Genomic DNA, 22102 nt, shown 5'->3' on the forward strand with positions numbered 1-22102 from the left:
GACAAAGGCGACAACCATGTCCATCAAACCGCAGACAAGCACATCCTCATCCGATCATTTATTCAGGCTAAAACCGCTCGCTGCTAGTGTACGGATCGTGATGGCGGGCGGATTGTTGGTAGGTTCGATTGTGCCTGTATATGCGGAGTTGCCGATTCCGGTGGCGGGTCAAGGTTGGGTCAGTTCGGGTAGCGCCACCAGCCAGATTATCGGCAACACCATGCGCATCGATCAGCAGACTGATCGTGCCACGCTTAACTGGCAAAGTTTTAATGTCGGTCGCGAAAATACCGTGCAATTTGTGCAGCCCGATAGTTCGTCTATAGCGCTGAATCGGATTGGCCAACAAGACGCCAGCCGGATTCTTGGGCAAATCATCGCCAACGGCCAAGTGTATCTGTACAACAAAAACGGATTTGTGTTTGGCAAAGACTCGGTAGTCAATGCCAATAGCTTCTTGGCTAGCACCCTGGAAATTACTGATGAGGCTTTTAATCGCGGCATCACCCGGGTGTTCGATGAAAACGGCACAGCCGCGTTAGGCATTAACGATGGCACCAAGCTGGATCCGAAGACGGTGCAAATATTGATTGAAGCCGGCGCCAAGATCCATGTCGACAAAGGCGGGCGGATTATTATCGCGGCGCCCACCATTGAGAATAAAGGATCGCTTTCCACAGAAGAACACGGCCAAATAATACTCGCTGCCAGTCAGGACAGGGTTTATCTGCAAGAAGCCGATAAGGACAGCCCATTTGCCGGATTGGTCGTAGAGGTAAACACCGGCGGCAAAGTATCCAATGTGGGCGATATTTTTGCCAGACAGGGCAACGTCACGATGGCGGGTTTCGCGGTTAACCAGCAAGGGCGGGTTAGCGCGACAACCTCGGTGAATGTCAACGGATCGATTCGCTTGGTGGCCCAGGAACTCGCCTTAGGGGCAGGTAAAGATCCAAACAAGGGCAAGTTGCAAGCGACCAACACCACCCGTGCTGTGGATAATGACGGCATGGGCACAACGGCAAAGCTGACATTCGATTCCGGTAGTGTCACGCAAATTGTCGCTGACGATGACGGCATTACCGCTATTGACGACAAATTACAGCCGCAGTCCTACATTGAGGGGAAAGCCCATACCGTTGAGCTGAAAGCTAACTCCGCTATCGTTGCGCCTGGGGGTAGGGTTGATATTACCGCAACCGATAATCTGACTACGCCGTCTCAAGGCAAGTCAGGGCGAATATACGTAGACAAAGATGCGTTGATCGATGTGTCCGGCTACGACGGCGTGCCGGTGCCGATGGAGCGCAATGTCGGCGAAATTTCCGTGCAAAGTTATGAATTGCGCGATGCGCCTTTGCAGAAAACAGGGGTGCTGAAAGGCGAAACCATTCGGGTCGATTTACGTAAGGACACCAAGATTGTCGATACCAGCGGTGCCCTAGCGCGGGTGGTTCGCAGCATAGACGAGCGCTTGAGCAAGGGCGGCCAAATCAACCTGACTTCTAGTGGCGATGTGATTATCAATGATGGAGCGATGGTCGATATTTCCGGCGGTTCTATCGATTATCAAGACGGTTACATCACCAGCACGAAATTATTGACCGACTATGGACGGATCGTCGATATCAGCAACGCCGATCCTAACGAGCATTACGCCGCCATATATGGTGTGGTAAGGGAAGTTCACAAAAAATGGGGCATAGAACGGGTTTGGGATATTCTGGGTCAATACAGCCAAGGCCAGTTTGAACAAGGGTATAGAGAAGGTAAATCGGCCGGCTCCATAAACGTTAACTCACCGCGTTTGTTTTGGAATGGTGCCTTAACCGCCGGAACGAACACCGGACGTTATCAACGTTTGCCCGGCGATAGGCCCGACGGCGGCAGCTTTGTGTTTGATTCAACTGCATTCGTGTCGATTTTTCAAAATGTGCGCTTCCAGACCGACAAGAGCAGCCTTGCTGTTTCGTTAGAGCAGCCAATTCCGGATTTAGCCAAGAATAAACCGCAGACCTTGGTGTTATCCACCGATCTGACTAATAAGTCCGGCGTACAGCACGTGGTTGTCAAAACCAATGGTCAAGCTACGGTAGCCGCGGATGCCGATATCCGGATGGATCCTGGTGCCGAATTTTCACTGCAAGCAGTCGGCATAGATATGCAGGGTCAAATACACGCGGCCGGCGGCGAGATTAATCTGACCGTGCCCGAGAAATTAGCGGGGCAGGTTAATCTGGGACCGTCTGCCATTGTCGATGTGTCCGGCCGCTGGATTAATGATTTACAGCGGGGTTTGGCGGCTGTGCCGCTCGATCCTTTATACGTGACGGGTGGTTCGGTCAATATACACGCGACGAAGGATTTGTTCTTACAAGCCGGATCCAAGATACTTGCCGACGGTGGTGCCGTTCTGGCGCAAAACGGTAAGCTTACCGCCGGGAAGGGTGGCAAAATAGAGCTGGCGGCGGTGGGGAATGGTGTTGCCTCGGCTATACATTTGGACGGTGAAGTTTCTGCGGCCTCTCTCAGCAATGGAGGGAGCTTAACGCTCAATAGCGGTGAAATTATTTTCGGAAATGGGCCGGCGAAAACCGCCGATCCGTTGCGATTGGCCCAGATCAACGGCCATCTTGCCTTCGATCCGGAGTCGGGCTTTGGGGCGTTGAATGTGATCGGCAATTTTGCCGGAGTAACGGTCGCTTCCGATGTCGATCTGGATTTGAAATCAAAAAATCTGGTTCTGGAAGGTGATTTTAGAGGGAAAATTACCGGCAGTTCAATTCGCGATTTCGCCAAACTGGAATTATTACCAGAGCATCTGCGGCAACCTTTTCAATTGAGTCTTGCCGGCAATACCGATGTCATTCTCGAAACCGGCAGTTCCATCGTCGCCGATAAGGAGTCTACCGTCAGTTTGGCATCGGCCATAGGTGGCGTTTATGTCGACGGCTTGATTGATACGCCCGCCGGTAAGATTAATCTTTCCATTAATCCCAAGTTTGGCGCGGAATACGATCCTTCGCAAAGCATACGTTTGGGCGCGCATGCACGCTTGTTGGCGCAAGGCACCAGCCGAATGATGCCCGTGGATGTTAGCGGTCTTCGGACAGGCAGTGTGTTAGATGGCGGTCAAGTGACTTTCGATCTAAAACGTGGCTACTTTCTCGCTGAAAACGGTTCATTGATCGACGTTTCCGGTACTCACAATATTTTAGATTTGCCCAAGACTAGCGCGGATACCGGTTTGACGGCCATCACACCTGTCGATGTCGCGTCTAATGCCGGTGGCATCAGTATTACGGTTGCCGAAGGTGCTGTGTTGGACGGTGCTATGCGCGCAAATGCCGGTTCCGAATCGATGCGTGCAGGCAGTTTTAGCTTGACTTTCGACAATACTCGCCGCCAACCGCCCGAAGAACCTAAAGTGGCATTTCCCCACAACAATTTGTTGATTCGTATCAGGGAAAACCACGATCTGTTCATGCCGGCCGGAGTTGGCTTTGGCGATAACATTCCGGCCAGCGCCAACGGTCAAAGCGTGGTGTCGGCGGCAGCGTTGCAAGCGGCCGGCTTTGGCGATATAAGCTTTTCTACCCCGGACGAAATTCGTTTTGAAGGTAATGTCAGTCTGACGACTCAGGCACGTTTGGACCTGGATGCGTCCAGGATCGGTTGGGTGGGGTTGAATGGTATAACGACAGGGTCGGTCAATTTGACTACGCCACTGTTGCGTATGGGTTCGTCTCTGCAACAACAAGTCAGCGGTTTGCCGGTAAGCGGCGGCGGGCAGCTGACTGCCAACGCACAATGGATAGAGTTGTTCGGGGCGACGCAATGGAACCGTTTTAATCAAATCGATCTTAACAGTGTTCACGATTTGCGTACGGTAGGTGTCCGCTCCGGTGCGCAACGCGAGTTTTTAGGTGCGATGGTAGCGGCGGCTAATTTGAATTTACATGCGAGCCAAATTTATCCGACAACCCTAAGTAAATTTACCTTCGCGGTAAAAAACAATCCGACAGGGCAGATAAATATTAGCGGTACGAACACCGATATTTCGCCCTTATCGGCTGCCGGCGAGCTGAGTTTCGAAGCGCCGGTGATCAATCAAGCCGGTGTGCTTAAGGCGCCGTTGGGTAAGATTAACTTGATAGCGGGTAGTAAGCTGACACTAGCCGAAGACAGTCTGACCTCCGTATCCGCCAAGGGCCAAATTATTCCGTTTGGCGTGACGGTGGGCGGTCTGGATTGGTTGTACCCGTTGGATACCGTTCGTAACTTGGTGTTTAACACGCCGCCCGAGAAAAAACTGGTTCTGCAAGCGCCCGAGGTAATACTCAGCCAGGGCAGCACCGTGGATATTTCCGGTGGCGGCGATCTATATGGGTATGAATTTCAGGCCGGTTCGGGCGGATCCGACGACTATTTGAAACCCGGTAGTGCCACGTATGAAGGCGGTTTTGCGGTGATCCCTAATTTGGGATCGGATATAGCGCCCTACGATTATTACGAATCGGTTGGCTCCGGTATTGAGTTGGGTAGCAAGGTGTATTTAAGCGGTAGTGCGGATTTGCCTGCCGGTGAATACACAGTATTGCCTGCTCACTATGCTTTGTTGCCCGGTGCATTTTTGGTCACACCACAAGCTAAAACCCAGGATCAAACTATCACAACAAGCACCAAGAGTGGTTTGGCCGTGGTGGCGGGTTACCGAACCCTGGCGGGTAGTGGAACTGGCGACGCCCGTTGGAGCGGGTTTCGGATTGAAAGCGGCGCGGATGTGAGATTGCATTCTAAATATGAGAGCAATTTGAGCAATGCGTTTTATGCGGCAAAATCCCTGAAAAATGGCACGGTGGAGCCTGTGCTGCCGAGTGACGGTGGCCATATTTCCATCAGCGCTCAGAATAAACTGATCTTGGACAGCACATTCTTGGTCGATGCCGCTACGGGTGGTAGAGGGGCAAGGATGGATATCGCCGCCAATAAAATCCAAGTGGTAAATCAACTTAGTGCCGCACCAGCAAGCGGTACTTTGGAAATTCTGGCCAACGATTTAAGTGACTTACACATCGACAGTTTGCTGCTGGGTGGTGCGCGTACACGTAATCAGACTAGCGGCGCAACTGATGTTGATGTGACGGCGCAGCAAGTGATTTTTTCGGCGGATAGTAAACTCATTGTCTCCGACTTGATTGCGGTGGCGACTGAGTTAGTGGACGTGAAAAGCGGCGCTGAACTGACCGCCAAGGGGGCGGCAAACAGTGGCGACAGCCTATTGAATATTAACGGCGACGGGGCTTTGTTAAGGGTTTCCAGCGATAAGCAGGTTGCTTTGAATAGAACTAATACGCCAGGATCTAAAGGTGAATTACGGGTTGCCGACGGTGCCAAGTTGAGTGCCTCCGAATCGATGTTGCTGGAAGCCAGCAAATCTACGCAATTGCAGGGTAACATCGATATGAACGGTGGCTCACTCTATTTTGGGGCCAAGACTATAAATTTGGGCGAGGTAGACAATCTGGGTACTTCGGCCTTGAACTTGTCCAATCGCAAGCTGCAAAACTTCTCGGTGGATGAGTTAGTGTTAACCGCTCGAGACAGCATCGGTATTTACGGCAATCTTGGCCAAGTGGATAATAATGGACAAGCGTTGATTGGGGATGACGGCTTGCAAAAAGCCGTGCAGTTCGATCAATTGGTGATCAATGCCGCGGGTTTCACCGGTCACGGCTTGGCCAGCGATAGGGCCAGAATTCAAGCCGGCAATCTGCGTTTGCAAAATCCAGGTGCGGTTAACAATCTGCAAGCTATCAATGGTCATGGACAGTTGGATTTGCAAGCAAATAGCGTCGAAATTGGTAACGGTAACTTCGCGCTGCAAGGGTTTAACACTGTCAATGTTGCCGCAAGCCGGGAATTTAGGGCTGTTGGCGAGGGTAGCCTGAATACGGCGGCCAATTTAAACGTGCGGACCGCAGCTATGACGGCTGATGTTGGCGCGGATCTTACGCTGAATGTTTCCGGCTACAATGCCCAATTCCAGAATCTAGTCTCTACCGCTGCTATAAGCAGTGGTTTTGGCGCGACCATTAATCTAATTGCCAATGCGATAGGGTTTGATACTAAAGCCTTTTTACCGTCGGGCGATTTCAGTTTGCATGCACTAGTGGGGGATGTGATTTTTGGTGAGCAAGCCAGCCTGGATTTAGCAGGTCGCGCAGTAAGCTTTGCCGACAAGGTCGATTACACGCCGGGCGGTAATTTCAAGGCTGTGGCGGATCATGGCAAAGTCATATTAGCCGCAGGCTCCAGTATCAACATGAATAGCGGTGGTGGTGACGCGGCGGGTGGACAATTAACGTTGGAAGCACCCGAGCAATCTGTCGTCCTGCAAGGCCGGATACAGGCTGCCGCGGGTAGTGCCCATATCGATGTAGCTGGCTTTGATACGACCACCAGTTTCGATGCCGTAATAAAGGCCTTGAGCGATGCGGGTATCAACCAGTCGATTTATTTCCGCACACGACAAGCGGACATTGTGCAGTCTGTTAATTCGACGATTAACGCGCAATCGATCACTTGGGTGGCGGACCGTGGTGCAATGAGCTTGGCCGGCGCAATCCACGCCGACGCCGTGGCAGAGGGTGGGCTTATCCAGTTATATGCAGGCGATGGCATTACCCTGGAGAGCGGCGGCACATTGACTGCAATGGGCGGCAAGGGCGGTAAAGTGTTGCTGTCTTCGGTCGATGCCGATAGCGATAGTGTGAGCGGTATCGATCTTAAGGCGGGGGCGCTGATCGATGTCAGCGGCAATTCAGCGGCAAACGGCGGCAACGTAACGCTCCGCGCTTTGCGTCAGGGTAACAGCATTCAAATACAGCCTATTGCCGGATCGGTAATCGGGGCTAAAGAGTTTTATGCGGAAGGGGTCAGGAAATATACGGATGCCAACGGCTTTATAACAAGTACCGATATTGACACGATTAAGGCCGATACGGACGCCTATATGACCGCCGCAAATATGCAGGCGGTTACGGCAACGCTGGGTAGCGGCGTTCGCTTGCAGGCTGGAGTAGAGCTTAACTACCATGGCGACTTAGTCTTGGCTGAGCAATGGGATTTTGTCGATTGGCGTTATAACGAGGGTACGGGCTTAAGCGATATACCGGGGCATTTGATCATGCGGGCGGATGGCAAATTCACGCTTAACCAATCGCTGTCCGACGGTTTTAAGGACGGCGTGTTGATTGGCGCCGCCGGCATCTTTGAGACGCCTGTCAGCGGTATGCTTCAAGCGGGCGAGTCGTGGTCATACGGTTTAACGGCGGGTGCTGATTTAAGTAGTGCGGATCCAACGGCAACTGCGGCTGCGAAAGATTTGGTCATCGGTTCCAACGTCAAAGTTCGCACCGGTACCGGCGATATGCAGTTAGTGGCCGGCGGCAACATCGTCTTTACGGATCAAACCTCCACTGTCTACAACGCCGGTAGAGCCACAGATACCAATGCACAAGGCACGGTTGGCGTTTTGACGGCGATTGGCGATCCCCGTTACCCCTATGCTGAGTATCCGATCGAAGGTGGTTTGCTATCGATGAAAGCCGGTAAGGATATTAAGGGTGCGGTCAATATGGACCAGTTTATTGATGCTTGGTTGATCAGACAAGGCGATGCGGGCCGCTCCAAGGATGATTATCTGAGCTATGTGGCGTCTAATTTGGAAGCTTTCAAAGACGATGCGACGGCGCTGTCAGCCTTTAAAGATACCTTGCCAAATCCGGTTAAGGCGCTGATTTATGACAATGTTCATATCGATACTGCTGCTTATCAAGCACCTACGACTTGGGGCATAGTGCTGAATGACGACTCGTTCCAGCAAAACGTCGGCTCGTTTGGTGGGGGCAAGGTGGAAATTAGCGCGGCCGGTAATATTACCGATTTATCGGTGATGATGCCGACTACCGGTAAGCAGGTCGGGCAACCCGGGTTTGACGCCAATTATCCGGACTCGGTGTCTATATCGTTTCCATATCTGACAAATCAGGTGGAAGTCAATGGCGGCGGTCAAATGTGGGTTAGAGCTGGTGGCGATGTAGCCGGCGGGGCTTTTTATCTCGGCCAGGGGCAGGGCAGCATCATTGCCGATGGCGCCATTAAGGGCGGTAGCCAGTTTACGGCCGGACCGCAATTAGTGATGGGCGACGCGCAGATAGAACTACTGGCCAAGAGCGATTTGAATTTGGGTGCGGTTTCCGATCCGATGATGCTGCATTCGGGCAGTAGCAGTTTCTTTTTTAGCTATGGCGATGCCAGCAAAGTAGTGGCTAGATCGTTATCCGGGGATGTGCATTTGGGCGCCGATGTCAGCAAAGTTGACGAAATTCTCCATCTTGAAACCGATCCCAAAACATTGTCTGTCGTCTATCCGTCCAGTTTGCAGGCTACGGCATTCGGCGGCAGCGTCATCTTGGATAATGAGATTATTCTGTTTCCTTCGGCACAGGCGGAACTGAATTTATTGGCGGAACAAAACATTACCTCGAAAGCCAATGCGACCCGCTTGGGCATGTCTGACGCCGACAGGGCATTATTGCCAACGGCTTTGTCGCCTGTTGCCAGTAATGTGTTAAGTGAGGTGGTGGAGCGTATCAGTCCGTTCGGACTTGCCGCGAAAGCGCGCGCGGTTACGCCGGTTCATTCCGGCGATACAGAGCCGGCAAGGTTGATAACAAAGCAGGGCGACATCAAAAATATTCAGATTAGTCTGGCAAAAAAAGCGCTGGTTAAGACTGGTCGTGATTTTACCAACGTAATGTTGAATATCGAACATCCGAATTTGGAAGATACCTCCCTGCTTGATGTCGGACGCGACTTGTTTTACACCAGCGATAGAAGTTTGGATGGGGTATTGAACGGCAATCTGGGGCAAATTAAGGTATTGGGCGCCGGTGATGTGCTGGTAAAAGTTAATCGGGATTTTGATTTAGGTGCTTCCAATGGATTGTCGAGTGCTATTCTCGACACTGGTCCATCTGTGGTCGGGGCAAGTATTACCGTAATGAGTGGCTTGAATGGCGGCAATCCTGATTATGCGGCATTTATCGGTAAATACCTGGAAGGTAACCCACTTTACGTGGACGACCTTGCCAAGGTTGCTAATTTGATCACCGGGTTTATGCAAAAGCGCTCCGGAAATTTCGGCTTGGCCGCAGATGAGGCTTTAGCCGAGTTTAAAACCTTGCCGGTTGATGAATATCTGGCAATTGAACCGGAACTCAATGCCTTGATTGTCCCTGTGTACATGAGCGAAATAAGGGAATCTGGGAAAGCCTCAGCGAGATCGGGTAAGTTGGGTAATGAGAGTGGTTTCGCTGCTGTAGAAACCTTGTTTCCAGGGAAGGCCTGGGATGGCGATTTGAGTTTATTCTTCAGTAAAATCCAAACCCAAGATGGTGGCGATATCAATTTGTTGGTACCTGGTGGAAAAATCAATGCCGGCTTGGCTGTATCTTTTAACGGGTCTAAAAAGTCTTCGGAATTGGGTATTGTTGCCCAGGGCGATGGTGCGGTTAATGCAGTAATCGATGGCGACTTTCTGGTGAACCAGTCACGGGTATTTGCATTGGGCGGTGGCGATATTACGGTTTGGTCCTCTAAGGGCAATATCGACGCCGGAAGTGGTGCCAAGTCTGTGCTTGCGGTGCCACCGGCGGAGATTAGTTATCCTAAAGGAAATCTGAAGTACAAATTTCCGCCCATCGTGTCCGGTAGCGGTATCCGTACTGCCGCAAGTTCGTCAAGTTTCATACGTGGCGACGTGTATTTATTCGCGCCAAAAGGTGTCATTGACGCCGGCGAGGCCGGTATAGGCGGGAATAACGTAACTGTTGTGGGCACGGCCATACTTGGCGGACCCAATATTGATGTGGGCGGTGTCGGTACGGGCGTGCCGGTCGCGGCGACCGGTAGCGTGGCGGCAGGTTTGACGGGAACCAGCAATATGACGGCAGGTGTCAGTCAGATGGCGGAAAGCTCCGTGTCGGCAAACAGCAACGACACTGGCAAAGACGCTATAAAAAATGCCGTGTTGGGCATGTTGAGCGTTGAGATTCTTGGTTTCGGCGAATAAGCCCAGGCACAATATCCCGTCAATCATTTTAGTAAGGATTGACGGGATATTCTTCTCCTAACTAAAAAGCAAATCTAGTTGGCGTTATAAGCTCGACACTGTGCTATTCCCTTCCTTGATCCGCCGTTACGGTCCTTTTAGGCCGATAACTCCCTATCGTCATAATCATGTCAAAAACCCTTGTGATAATTGCTGTATAAATTTTGATCTGAGAGTAAGCATGAGACGAATCGGTTTTTTAGTGATCACCCTGTTGATGACGCCCGGCCTGGCGCAAGCCTGGTGGAACGACGACTGGGGCTATAGAAAGAAAATAACTATCGATACCCAGCAGTTGCAGCAAGCCGGGGTTAAGCCGGTGAGCGAAGGTCTGGTGCTGGTGCGTTTGCATACCGGCAATTTTAGTTTCTTTGCTGATTTGGGCGAGAACGGCAAGGATTTGCGCTTTATGGCTGGCGATGACAAGACGCCGCTGAAGTTTTATATCGAAAAAATCGATCCGCTCAATGAAATGGCTTTGATTTGGGTGAAGCTGCCTAAGGACATTGCCACGGCCGACGAGCCGATGTTCTGGATGTATTACGGTAATCCTAAAGCGGTAGATGCTCAGGAAGGTGCGGGCATATTTGATGTGGCACAGGCCGTTGCCTATCATTTCGAAGCCGGTCCGGTTAAAGATGCCACGGCTTATGCCAATCAACCCGCCACGGCTACCCAGACCGTAGTTGAAGGCGGTGCCGCTGGCGCGGCCGGCGGATTTGACGGTAGCCAATCGATACGCATCACCGCAACGCCTGCGATTCAAATGGCAGTCGAGTTTGGTTGGACGGTTTCCAGTTGGGTCAAAATCGATCAGGCACAAACGAATGGGGTGGTGTTTCAACGCGATGGCCTGACTTTATCTGTTAGAGGGCAAACGCCGATTTTGGAAGTTAATCGCAAGGAATTGGTTAGCCCGGTGGATCTGAATTTGTCTGCTTGGCAGCACCTGGCGATAAGCGGCAATAAGGATGGCTTTACCTTGTATGTCGATGGCAAAGCGGTCGGTATCTTGCCTGCCAGCGTGCCGGCCTTGTTGGGGGATATCAGTATCGGAGCGGCAGTCGACGGTACGCGTGGTTTTAGCGGTGCCATTGACGAATTTGGTATTGCCAAAGTGGCTCGCGATCAAAATTACCTGCAATTTGCGGCGATGCTGCAAGGGCAGTCTTCAGCCTTATTGAGTTACGGGGAAGATAGTACGCCGGACAGCGAAGAAGGCGGTGAATCTTACTTGGTGTCGACCCTGAATAACGTCACCATCGACGGCTGGGTAATCATCGGCATCCTAGGGGTGATGTTCGTGATCAGTACGCTGGTGATTGTCAGCAAGGCGATTGTGTTGGGCCGGATACGCAGCGAAAACAAGAAGTTTGAAGAAGCGTTCAGTCAGCTAGGCGCGACCAGCATCAGTAATCTGGATCATCAAGACGAAGAAGGCCAAGCCGATTTCGACGAATCACCATTATTGCTGTCCTTGACCGGTCATCATGCCGCCTATGCCGGTTCGTCGACTTACCGCATCTATCACGTCGGTGTTCAAGAAATGAACAAGCGTTTGCCTAAAGGTGTGGGTGCCGATGCGGCGAATGCTATTTTGTCGGCGCAAGGCCTCAATGCTGTCAAGGCCTCCATGGATGGCGTACTGGTACGGGAATTACAGAAACTCAATTCGCAAATGGTGTTGCTGACCATCGCCATTTCTGGCGGACCGTTTTTGGGTCTTTTGGGTACGGTGGTGGGGGTCATGATTACCTTTGCCGCGATTGCGGCCAGCGGCGAAGTCAACGTCAATGCGATTGCGCCGGGTATCGCCGCGGCTTTGGCGGCCACGGTAGCCGGATTAGGCGTGGCGATTCCGGCTTTGTTTGCTTACAACTATCTGGGTAGCCAGATCAAAGCGGTGACGGCTGATATGCATGTGTTTGTCGACGAATTTGTCGCCAAACTCGCCGAACAGCATAGCTAACGCGCCGTCATCCAGAGAAAAGCGAAATGAAAGTTCAAGAAGAAAATGCAGCGTACGACGAAATCAATGTCACGCCGATGCTGGACCTGGCGTACGTATTACTGGTGGTGTTTATCTTAATGACCACCGCAGCGGTGCAGGGCGTGCAAGTCAATTTACCCAAGGCCAGCAACACACCCAGTTTGGCCAAGCCGCAAACCAAGGCGATTACCGTCACCGCCGATGGCACGGTGTTTCTGGATACGTTTCCGGTGACGATGGAACAACTGGAGTCAACCCTGTTGCAATACAAAGCCGCCAATCCCGAACTGCCGGTGGTCGTGAAAGGCGACGCCACTGTGCAGTATCAAAGCGTGGTGGATATTCTGGCCTTGTTGGGCAAGCTGGAGATCACCCAGGTGGGTTTGGTCACGCAAAGCCTTGTCAAATAGTGCCTGTCAACCATGTCTCAGAAAAAACCCTTACGGGTGTATATCCCCAGGATTATCGGTGGTTTGCTGGCGGTGTTAGCCGTTTTTTACGTTGTCAAAGTCATCGTGGATTTCGTCGATAAAAAGCCGGCAAAGAACGAGAAAAAGATTCAACCGATTACCTTATTGAAACCGCCCCCCCCGCCTCCGCCTCCGCCAAAAGTGGAAAAGCCGCCCGAGCCGGAAATCAAGGAAAAAATCGAAGAACCTGAACCCGATCCGGAACCTATGCCGGAAACGCCACCGGATGAAGCGCCGCCGCGCGACCTTGGCCTGGATGCCGAGGGCACCGCGGGTTCCGACGGTTTTGGTCTTGCCGCGCGCAAAGGCGGTACCGGCTTGTTTGGCGGCGGTGCCGGTAATCCCTACGCCTGGTACGGCGGCTTGGTGAAAAACGGCATTCTCAACATATTGAGCAGCCATGAAGAACTTCGTCGTAAAGGCTATACCGCTATTGTCAAAGTCTGGCTGAAAGCCGACGGTTCTGTGGAACGGGTTGAATTAACCAAGGGCAGTAACGATGCCGATATCGACGATTTATTGAGTCGCTTGCTGAACAAATTCGACAGAGTGGCCGAGGCGCCACCACCCGGTATGCAGCAACCGATCAAGTTAAAAATATCATCACGCATTTAATTATTACAGGTATGAAAATGGCGAACAAAAAACAGCTGATAGCCTTGGCGCTATCCGGGCTGATCGGCACAGTGCAAGCCGGTGAAAAGGAAGAATTACTGAAACTGCGCAACACCACCACCAATTTGATCAAACAATTGGTCAAACAGGGCGTGATTACCGATAAAGCGGCGAACGAGATGATCAAGCAAGCCGAAGTCGAAGCCGGCCAGCAAGTGGCTGAAGCCAAAGCTGCCGGTGTTAAGGAAGCGGTGCCGGCGGATGAAGTGCGGGTGGCGTATGTGCCGGATTTTGTGAAGGACGAGATTCGTCAGCAGGTGCGGACAGAGCTTCGCGAAGAGGTGGTCGGCGACGTGATGCAAAAGGCTAAGAGCGAGCAATGGGGTATGCCGAATGCATTGCCGGAGTGGACACGTAAGTTTAAATTGTCGGGTGATTTACGCTTGCGCGAGCAATCTGAATATTATCCCGCGGACAACACACAGTTTGTTTATGAAAACTTTCAGGCAATCAACGATAGGGGAGGTACCACTGCTGCCGCCGCAAACTCGGAGCAGTTTGTCGATGTTAACAAAGACAGGCACCGACTTCGCGAAAGATTACGATTGGGCATTGATGCCAATGTGGCCGAGGGTTTGGACGCTGGAGTTCGTTTGGCGACCGGGAATATCAGAAACCCGACATCAACAAACCAAACATTGGGGAATTACGGTGATCGCTACGAATTCAGACTTGATCGTGCGTTTCTTAAATACGATTTAAAAGATGACAGCAAATTCAACTGGTTGACTTTGGCGGGTGGCCGGATTGCAAATCCTTTCTTTACCGGCGGTAGCGAGTTGGTGTGGGATGAGGACTTGTCCTTTGAGGGGGCGGCAGCTACAGTGCGCCACCGTTTTGGTGGCTCGGGCAGTCTTGGCGATATAGGCAATAGTGGGCCTACGATGTTTGCTACAGTGGGCGCTTTCCCTCTGCAAGAAACCGCTTTGAGCACCAAGGATAAATGGTTATTTGGTGGTCAAGCAGGTGTCGACTGGGGTTTCGCTAATCAGGATAATTTAAAAATCGGCGTGGGTTATTTTGATTATCGTAATACTCAAGCAAGGCCGAATACTAATGTTGCCGGTAATTATGCGTGTAATCTGAATAATGCCGACAATAACTTCTCCAGACCTGACTATATGCAGTTAGGTAATACGTTGACTACTGTCTGTAGAGACACTGCCGACACTACTCTCAAAGGATTGGTGGGACTTGCTTCCGACTACAATATAGTCAACATTAATGCCTTATACGATATGGCTATATTTTCCCCAGTTCATCTTAAACTGAGTGCTGATTTTGCCAAGAATATCGGCTTTAGCTTGCGGGATATTAAAAGTCGCTACGGAAACCCTGGTTACTTAAGTTGGTTTTCGAATGGTTACGGTGATCCGAACAAAGCCCAAACCACTGCTTGGCAGGTACGTGCCGATTTGGGTTGGACAAAAGTTGATGTGCCTGGTAACTGGAGCGTGTTCACTATGTACAAACATCTGGAGCGCGATGCTGTTCTGGATGCTTATACCGATTCCGATTTCCATCTTGGGGGAACCAATGTCAAGGGTTGGGTGATTGGCGGTAACTACGGGTTGATGAAAAACGTCTGGTTGACTGGTCGTTGGTTGAGCGGCGATGTGATTAACGGTCCACGTTATGGCGTCGATATGCTGCAAATCGATGTGAATACACGTTTCTAGGTGGTTACATGAGACAAGCTATAAAACTAAAGGCTTTAATGGTCTTAGTTACGCTCGCTATCGCCTCTGCAAATTTACACGCTGCTCCCCGCGAATCCGGGAAGAATGACGCTGCTGTATTAAAGCTGCAAGCCATGGTGAAAAGTTTAACTGCTGAGCGCGACGCGGCGAAAGCGGAATCGGCCAAGTTAGCCGAGGAATTGCAGCAGCTTGAGTCTTTGAAAAAAGCCCATTCGGCGGCGGTCGCGGCTAAGGAGCAAATCAGCAGTGAATTATCGGCGCAGAGAAGTTCCAACGGCGAGGTGCGTGAGCGTTTGGAGAAAACCAATGCCAGATTGCTGGAAGTAATCGAAAAGCATAAGGAGGTCAGCCAGGCCAAGGCAGATTTAACTGCGCAATTAGGCGCATTAAACAGTAAGCAGCAAGCAACCGAGCAGCAGTTGGCTGTTTGCGATACGCACAATGTCAAGCTTTATGAGTCCGCAAAGGAGTTGCTGGAACGCTATGAACACAAGGGTGCGTTGGCGAGTGTGCTGCAGAATGAAGCCCTATTACAATTCAATAGCGTCGAGATGGAAACCATAGTTCAAGACTATGAGGACAAGTTGAGTGCCGGTAAACTTCAAAAACAATCCGCTGCGGATTCCGCCGTAGCGCCGGCTGGCGTCCAATAGCCTTTCTACTCAGGTGCGGCAACATGCCGCACCTTGCCATCAGTCAATTTATCCAAAGCCTTAAGGTTTGCCGGCGTAAATACGTTAAAATCCCCAAAAGCGGCGCTCCCCCAAGGCAGCTAAATAATCAAACGCAAGAATTATCGAGAGACTAATGACAACGAAACAAAATTTTTTAAAAAATCTAGGCATTGTTGTGTTATCGACCGGCTTGGTGGCCTGTAACGGCGCCGATGAACGGAAAGCGAAATACATGGAAGAAGGCAAACAGCTCTATCAAGCGGGTGATTATGACAAAGCGTTGCTTGCCTATAAAAACGTGCTGCAAATCGATCCCAAGGATTGGGAAACTCACTTCCAAATTGCGGAAGCGCTAAGTAAACAAGGCAAAATCGAAAATGCTTTTAAGGAATACAGTACCGTCGTTGCCGGCAATGAAAATCATGTGATGGCGCGGGTTCGGGTTGGTCAGTTGTTATTGTTGAATCGAGCGGTAGACGATGCGGAAAAAATGGTCGGCGAAGCGCTGGCCAAGGAACCGGATAATGTCGAGGCGTTGGTATTGTTCGCCGGCGTACAAGCAGCCAAAAATAACAGCGACGGCGCGATTATGACGGTGGAGCGCGCCTTGAAAAACAGTCCGGACGATGTACCGGCTACCTTGATGATGGCTTCCATTAAGGCTCGCTTGGATAAAGTCGACGAAGCGATTGCATTATTGAAGCAAGCTATTGAAAAGAAAACCGATAATGTTGCGTTGCGCAGTATGTTGGCCGGCTTATACGCTAAAAACAACCAGATCGCTGACGCGGAAGCGATGTTGGCGGAAATTGTCAAGCTGGAACCCCAGCAGTTACAGCATTACCGCACTTTAGCCTTGTTCCAGGTCGGTACCAAACAAGTCGATAAAGCCGAAGCAACTTTACGCGATGCGGTAAGCAAGTTGCCGGATAACGATACCGCCAAGACTTATTTAGTCGATTTCCTGTTGGAAAAACGCAGTCCGGAAGTGGCTATTGCCGAGCTGCTGCCAATGATAGAGCAAAAGCCGCAAGCGTATGAGTTGAAATTCAAGCTAGCCAATATCCAGCTTTCCCAAAAGGAAGTCGATAAAGCTGAAGCGACTATGAAAGAAGTGGTAGAACAGGATAAGTTGGGACCAAACGGTATTACCGCGCGAAATAAGTTGGCTGCGTTGTATGCGATGACCAAACGCGGCGACGAGGCTAAAGGTTTAATTAAGGAAGTATTGGCTAACAATCCGCGTGATGCCGAGGCTTTGACTCTGCGCGGCCAATTTGCCTTGGGTGAAAATAAAATTCCCGATGCGATTGCCGATTTTCGCTCGGTATTGGTTGATCAACCCAATAATATTGGAGTGTTGAAAATGCTGGCTGCGGCTCATCTTCGTAACAACGAAGACGAACTGGCTAGAGAGAACATGGAAAAAGTGGTCGCTGCCGCGCCGGGCGACGAGACCGCTCGGCTGGATTTGGTGAGCTTACATCTGAAAGCAGGGCATCAGGATCAGGCAAAACAACAGATTGAAGCGCTGATGAAAGCTAATCCGAAAAGCCTAAAAGGCTTGGAAGCGATGTTTAAGATTGAGTTGTCGCAAAAGCATTGGGATAAGGCGCAGGACATCGCCAAACAGGTACAGCAGCTATCCGATAAAGATGCCACCGGGTTTTATATGTCCGGTTTGGGTTATCAGGCGGAAGGTAAGTTGGAAGCCAGCACAGAAGCGTTTCAACAGGCTCTGACGCGTAAGCCCGATGCGATAGAGCCTTTGACCGAAATGGTAAAAAGTTATCTGGTATTGAAGCAATCGGACAAGGCTATCGGTAAATTACAGCAAGTCATCAAACAGCAACCGGATCATTTTATTGCTTATAACCTGATGGGTGGTGCTTACCTGAACGAGCAAAAGTTTGGGGAAGCCAAAACAGCTTATACCAAAGCTACCAGCATTAAACCGGACTGGTATAGCCCTTACCGAAATTTGGCATTGATCGAACTGGCGCAAAAAAACCAAGCTGAAGCGATCAATATTTATAAAAAGGGTATCGAGAAAACTAACGGCGCGTTGGAGTTGGTCGATGACTTGGCACGTTTGTATCATCGTGATGGTCAACATGAGCAAGTTCTGGCGCTTTACGAGGAGTCTTACAAGTTGCATCCGAATTCGGTGGTTGCAGTTAATAACCTGGCCAGTTACTTATCGGACTTTTCATCCACTCCCGAAAGTTTGGAGCGCGCGGCCAAGCTGGCTGAGCCTTTATTGCAGACCAATAATCCTAACATGATGGATACAGCTGCTTGGGTTGCGTACAAACAAGGCAATTACGACAAGGCCAAAGAGATTATGTTGAAGGTGATCGAGCGCGATCCGCAATCTCCGATCAGCAATTATCATTTGGGTATGGTCTATTTCAAGCAAAATGACCCAGTCAAAGCTCGCGAGTATTTGCAAAAAGCGGTCGATAAAAAAGTCGAATTCGACGGCTTGAATGAAGCGAAGGATGTTTTGAGTAAACTCTGATAGAAAAGCAAGGACGTGGCTACCTTCGGTAGCCACGTCAAGCCTGTTTAAACTTCGGTATAGCTGATTTTATTGTCGGTAGCTTTATTGAATACCGTCCCCAGTACGTTGGTATCTTTCAACAAAGAGGCCGCGTGCTTTAATTGATCGGTCTTGGTATGACCTTCGTCGATCACTAGCAACACACAATCCACATAAGGCGAAAAGCCTAGCGTATCGTCGTGCGATAGAATCGGCGGCATATCGAAAATAATGATGCGCGATGGGTAACGGCTTTTTAGTTCGTTAACCAGCCTTACCATCTTGGGCGAGCGCAGCATCTCGGTTGAATTAAACAAAGGTTTGCCGGCCGGCAGGACTACCAAGCGTTCTATGCCGGGATTAATCAGCATCGAGCTTAATTCGGTATCGTTCAGCAAATAGTCGCTCAGTCCCGCACTGGGTTGAATACCGAATAATTTGTTGACGCTGGGGTTCTGGAAGTTGGCATCGACCAGCAAGGCAGTGCGGTCAAGCTCCATCGCCATGCTGATGGCTAAATTCACCGCGGTTAAGCTATTGCCGGTGCCTTCACCGGTGCTGGTGATAGCCATGGTCTTCCATTCCATCGCGTCCATTTGCTGTAAGCAGCGGGTGCGCAGCATTCTGTAGGATTCCAGCCATTTACCGGGCAAGGCCGCCGAAATTATCCGGTTTTGCTTTAGTAAGTTTTGATCCGGACTATGCACCCGAGTTTTGGTGTAAGCGATACTGACTTTGTCGCCCGGTTGGTTAGCTAAGGCGGCGGCCGGATTGTTTTTTTCCACCAGGTTTTCAATGGGGTTCATGAGTTTTCCCTTAAATGATTAATTGCCCACGACACGTAGTAATTTGTACCAAAATACATCAAGCGGCATGACAATAAAATGAAATGCAACGATAGCCAGAATGCCGGTTATTCCAGCACCTATCAACAGCATACGTCGTTCGTTTTTATGGTCTTGTTGTTCTTTCTTGCTTTCAAAATAGGGTATCGAAGCTAAAGGTTCCACGCCTAGAATTGCGGCGACCGCTTTGGGGCTGTTGATGGTGGAATCGAGCATTTCGGTCAATGCCACTGCGCCAAAGCCGCTGGCTAAGGCCAAAACCATACCCAGTACCATAATAGCAATTCGATTGGGGCTAACCGGTTCAAGCGGCTCTTGCGGCGGATCAATTAAGGTAAAACGCTCGCCTTTTCTTTCCATCTCCAATTGTTGCGAGATTTGCGCTTCCATCTCGCGGGTACTCACTTCCCGGTAGCGTATATTGGTATTATCCAGATCCTGAATCAAATCCATATATTCTTTTTCAACTAATGGCGATTGACGCAAGCTTTGGCGCAACTCTTCCATTTTATTTTGCACGCGGCCGCGGGTGAAATTCAAAGACTCGATTTCAGTATTTACCGAAGCCAGCTGGGATTTTAAGGTGATATAGGCTGGATTATCGGGTTGCATATTGGTGTTGCTGTAATCGCTTTGTTTGGCATCATTCAAGCTTTGTTGCAAAGCGGAGATTTGTTTTTGCAGTTTCACAACGTCCGGATGTTTGTCGGAATACTGTTTCAATAGCAAGGCCAGCTCCGCCTTTCTATCTGTCAGCTCACCGTTCATTGCGTTTAGATCGGTGTTGGAGCCAATTTCTTTCTGTAAAGAATCGATCTCGCGTTTGATTTTGATGACATCCGGATGGCTGGCGGAGTGGCTGGATAAGACCGATGGATATTGCGATTGCAGTTCTTTCAAACGGTCTTTCATATCGAACACCCGATTACCTACGGCATTGGTAGCCATGGCATTCGGGTCGATTTGCGCTAACTCACCTTCGAGATAGTAACGCCTATCTTGCAGTGTCCGTTCTTGGGTATCCAATTGCAACAACTGGTTGCTCAAAGAGGTCAGTTCTTGCTGATTCAAGGCACTGATTTGCGGCAGTTGGTTCAGGTTTTTTTCCTTGAACGTGGCCAAGCTTTGCTGGATTTCTTGGATTTTGACTTTCAGACGTTTTGATTCTTCGCTTAAAAACAATGCTGCATTCTCGGCTGATTCGGTGCGCGATTTAATGTTTTCCTTCAGAAACAGAGAGGTTAATTCGTTTGCGACTTTTTGCGCAAGCGTTGGCGATCTGTCGTCGAATGTCAGCGTGAACGCGATGGTGGCTTGTTGGGAGGGGCCGCTTTTGTTGTTGGCAACGTCGGCACTGATCGTTTCCACTTTTATGCTTTTACGCATTTTCTCCAGAATCACTTCTTCCGGCTTTTTTTGACGTTGGTCGGCGTAAAGATCGTATTTCTTGATGATCTCGGTCAAGTTAGGTCGGGTCATGATTCGCTGGCTGATCATCTGAATCCGTTGCTCCGCGAAAGTGGTGACGGTGGAATGCACCAGTTCGGCGGGGATTTCTTGCGCTTCGATCAGGATGGTAGAAGTGGAACGGTACACAGCCGGTAACAGCACTGCCAAAACGATGCTGATTAGCGCGATTATTAGAAAGGGGACAATCAAAAACCTTCTACGTCGTTTGATGATTTTTAGATAGTCCTTGATGTCGATGGCTTGATTTTCCACGCTATTTCACCTGACGATTGATTTGCGGTTGATAAGAGAATTGTAGTTGTACACTATCGCCAATTATGGTCTGCTTGTTTGATTCATACACTTGCTGGCGATAGCTATAGGACAGATCCAAATTGATTTCCGGCGTCCAGCGCCACTGAATATTCGGTGATAGGGTGATGTAAGTTCGGTTGTTACTAGTGCTGGTATTGTTGCTTAAAGTGGATACCGATTCGGATAATAAGTAATTGGCGTTGATACCCGTGGATAAGCGTTCGGTGAGATTGTAACGGCCCTGCCCAGAAAAGGTGGTTGAGGTTTGCTGCTGGCCGGTGCTGGCCGGATTGAGCTGTTGTCCGGCACTCAAGCTAAAATTGCCCCATTCGCTTTTGCGAGCCAAGCTTGCCGAAAACACGTTGCCCATGGTGTTTTTAGATAACGAAGACTGAGTATTAAGCAGTGGCGAAGGGTTTGACGAACTTGTGAATTGGGTGCTTTCGGTTGTTGTGTCGCGGATACCTGCTGACAGTGCTAATTGAGTTTGTTCGTCAAATAGATATTGCAGACCAGCCTGGTAGGTGAAAGTTGTAGATTTCTGACTAAAACCCGATGTTATGGGGATAAAGCCAAAGGCTAAGCCTGGGTTCTGATTAGCCGATTCGTAAACCGAATAAGCGCCCGTCAAATTGAACGAAAGGCGCTCGGTGTAGGCGTGGGTACCCGTTGTGGAAAATTGCTGATAGCTATAATCCGAGTAATTTAGGCTACTTGTTAAGCTGGGCTTCTTGTCATACGCCACGTCTGTGTAACTGTAACCCAATTGTATTGAGTTTTTTTCGCTCAGGTAATAGGTGAGCGTTGGGGCAACTGACTTGGTGTTTCTTGGTATTAGTCTCTGCACACCACCGCTTTCATTGATCTGAGTGGGATCGATTTGAGTGGGATCTTGTTGAGTATTGATCGAGGACTCTTCGGCGTAGCTTGCAACCAGATCGGTTTTGAAAAGTTCGCTTTGATATTTGTGGCTAAGGTTGACGAGCTTTTCGGAAAAATCCAGTGCTGAGTCGCTACTGTAAATCAACTCATTCCATTTGAAGCGAGTATTCAGCTCATTATCGTCGGCAAGATATCCGAACATTACTCCAGGGGAAATGGTGCTGATCAGATTGCTATGTGTTGGATGGACCTGCATGCGCACGTTGTCGTCGTAGCGCTCCTTAAAGCTGAATTCCGGTTTGAACAACAAATCCAGCGCATAGCCGTCGGTGCTGAATAAAACCAATGCGGGGAGCAAAAATTCCGTTTTTATCTTCATAGAT

At 50.1% G+C, this 22102-nt stretch carries 10 protein-coding genes; 7 read left to right on the top strand and 3 right to left on the bottom strand.

The window, feature by feature from the left end; all coding sequences use genetic code 11:
- Nucleotides 1-16 precede the first annotated feature (16 nt).
- From EBA_RS07575 to EBA_RS07605, 7 genes are all read left to right on the top strand, one after another.
- Nucleotides 17-10138, top strand: a complete 10122-nt coding sequence (locus EBA_RS07575; RefSeq protein ID WP_192374082.1) for a filamentous haemagglutinin family protein — start codon at nucleotides 17-19, stop codon at nucleotides 10136-10138.
- 220 nt (nucleotides 10139-10358) lie between these two features.
- Nucleotides 10359-12146, top strand: a complete 1788-nt coding sequence (locus tag EBA_RS07580; RefSeq protein WP_192374083.1) for a DUF2341 domain-containing protein — start codon at nucleotides 10359-10361, stop codon at nucleotides 12144-12146.
- A 26-nt stretch (nucleotides 12147-12172) separates the two neighbouring features.
- Nucleotides 12173-12577: an ExbD/TolR family protein gene (locus EBA_RS07585; protein ID WP_192374084.1), complete on the top strand. Its 405-nt coding sequence runs from the start codon at nucleotides 12173-12175 to the stop codon at nucleotides 12575-12577.
- A gap of 12 nt (nucleotides 12578-12589) precedes the next feature.
- A complete protein-coding gene (locus tag EBA_RS07590) occupies nucleotides 12590-13252 on the top strand; it encodes a TonB C-terminal domain-containing protein (RefSeq protein WP_192374085.1) in 663 nt (220 codons plus the stop codon).
- A gap of 17 nt (nucleotides 13253-13269) precedes the next feature.
- Nucleotides 13270-14991, top strand: coding sequence for a putative porin (locus tag EBA_RS07595; RefSeq protein ID WP_192374086.1), 1722 nt, complete (start codon nucleotides 13270-13272; stop codon nucleotides 14989-14991).
- Between the two features lie 8 nt (nucleotides 14992-14999).
- Nucleotides 15000-15665 (top strand): hypothetical protein, encoded by a 666-nt coding sequence (locus EBA_RS07600; protein WP_192374087.1) that lies wholly within the window; start codon nucleotides 15000-15002, stop codon nucleotides 15663-15665.
- 154 nt (nucleotides 15666-15819) lie between these two features.
- Nucleotides 15820-18207: a tetratricopeptide repeat protein gene (locus tag EBA_RS07605; RefSeq protein ID WP_192374088.1), complete on the top strand. Its 2388-nt coding sequence runs from the start codon at nucleotides 15820-15822 to the stop codon at nucleotides 18205-18207.
- 47 nt (nucleotides 18208-18254) lie between these two features.
- On the opposite strand, the gene EBA_RS07610 is transcribed toward EBA_RS07605, so the two are convergent.
- The 3 genes from EBA_RS07610 to EBA_RS07620 are packed head-to-tail and all read right to left on the bottom strand — an operon-like array spanning nucleotide 18255 to nucleotide 22098.
- Nucleotides 18255-19034 (bottom strand): CpsD/CapB family tyrosine-protein kinase, encoded by a 780-nt coding sequence (locus EBA_RS07610; RefSeq protein ID WP_192374089.1) that lies wholly within the window; start codon nucleotides 19032-19034, stop codon nucleotides 18255-18257.
- A gap of 18 nt (nucleotides 19035-19052) precedes the next feature.
- Complete coding sequence (locus EBA_RS07615; protein ID WP_192374090.1) at nucleotides 19053-20795, bottom strand: lipopolysaccharide biosynthesis protein; 1743 nt, start codon at nucleotides 20793-20795, stop codon at nucleotides 19053-19055.
- A 1-nt stretch (nucleotide 20796) separates the two neighbouring features.
- Nucleotides 20797-22098 (bottom strand): porin family protein, encoded by a 1302-nt coding sequence (locus EBA_RS07620; RefSeq protein ID WP_192374091.1) that lies wholly within the window; start codon nucleotides 22096-22098, stop codon nucleotides 20797-20799.
- Nucleotides 22099-22102: the final 4 nt, after the last annotated feature.

Source organism: Methylomonas albis (assembly GCF_014850955.1).
Classification (GTDB): Bacteria; Pseudomonadota; Gammaproteobacteria; order Methylococcales; family Methylomonadaceae; genus Methylomonas; species Methylomonas albis.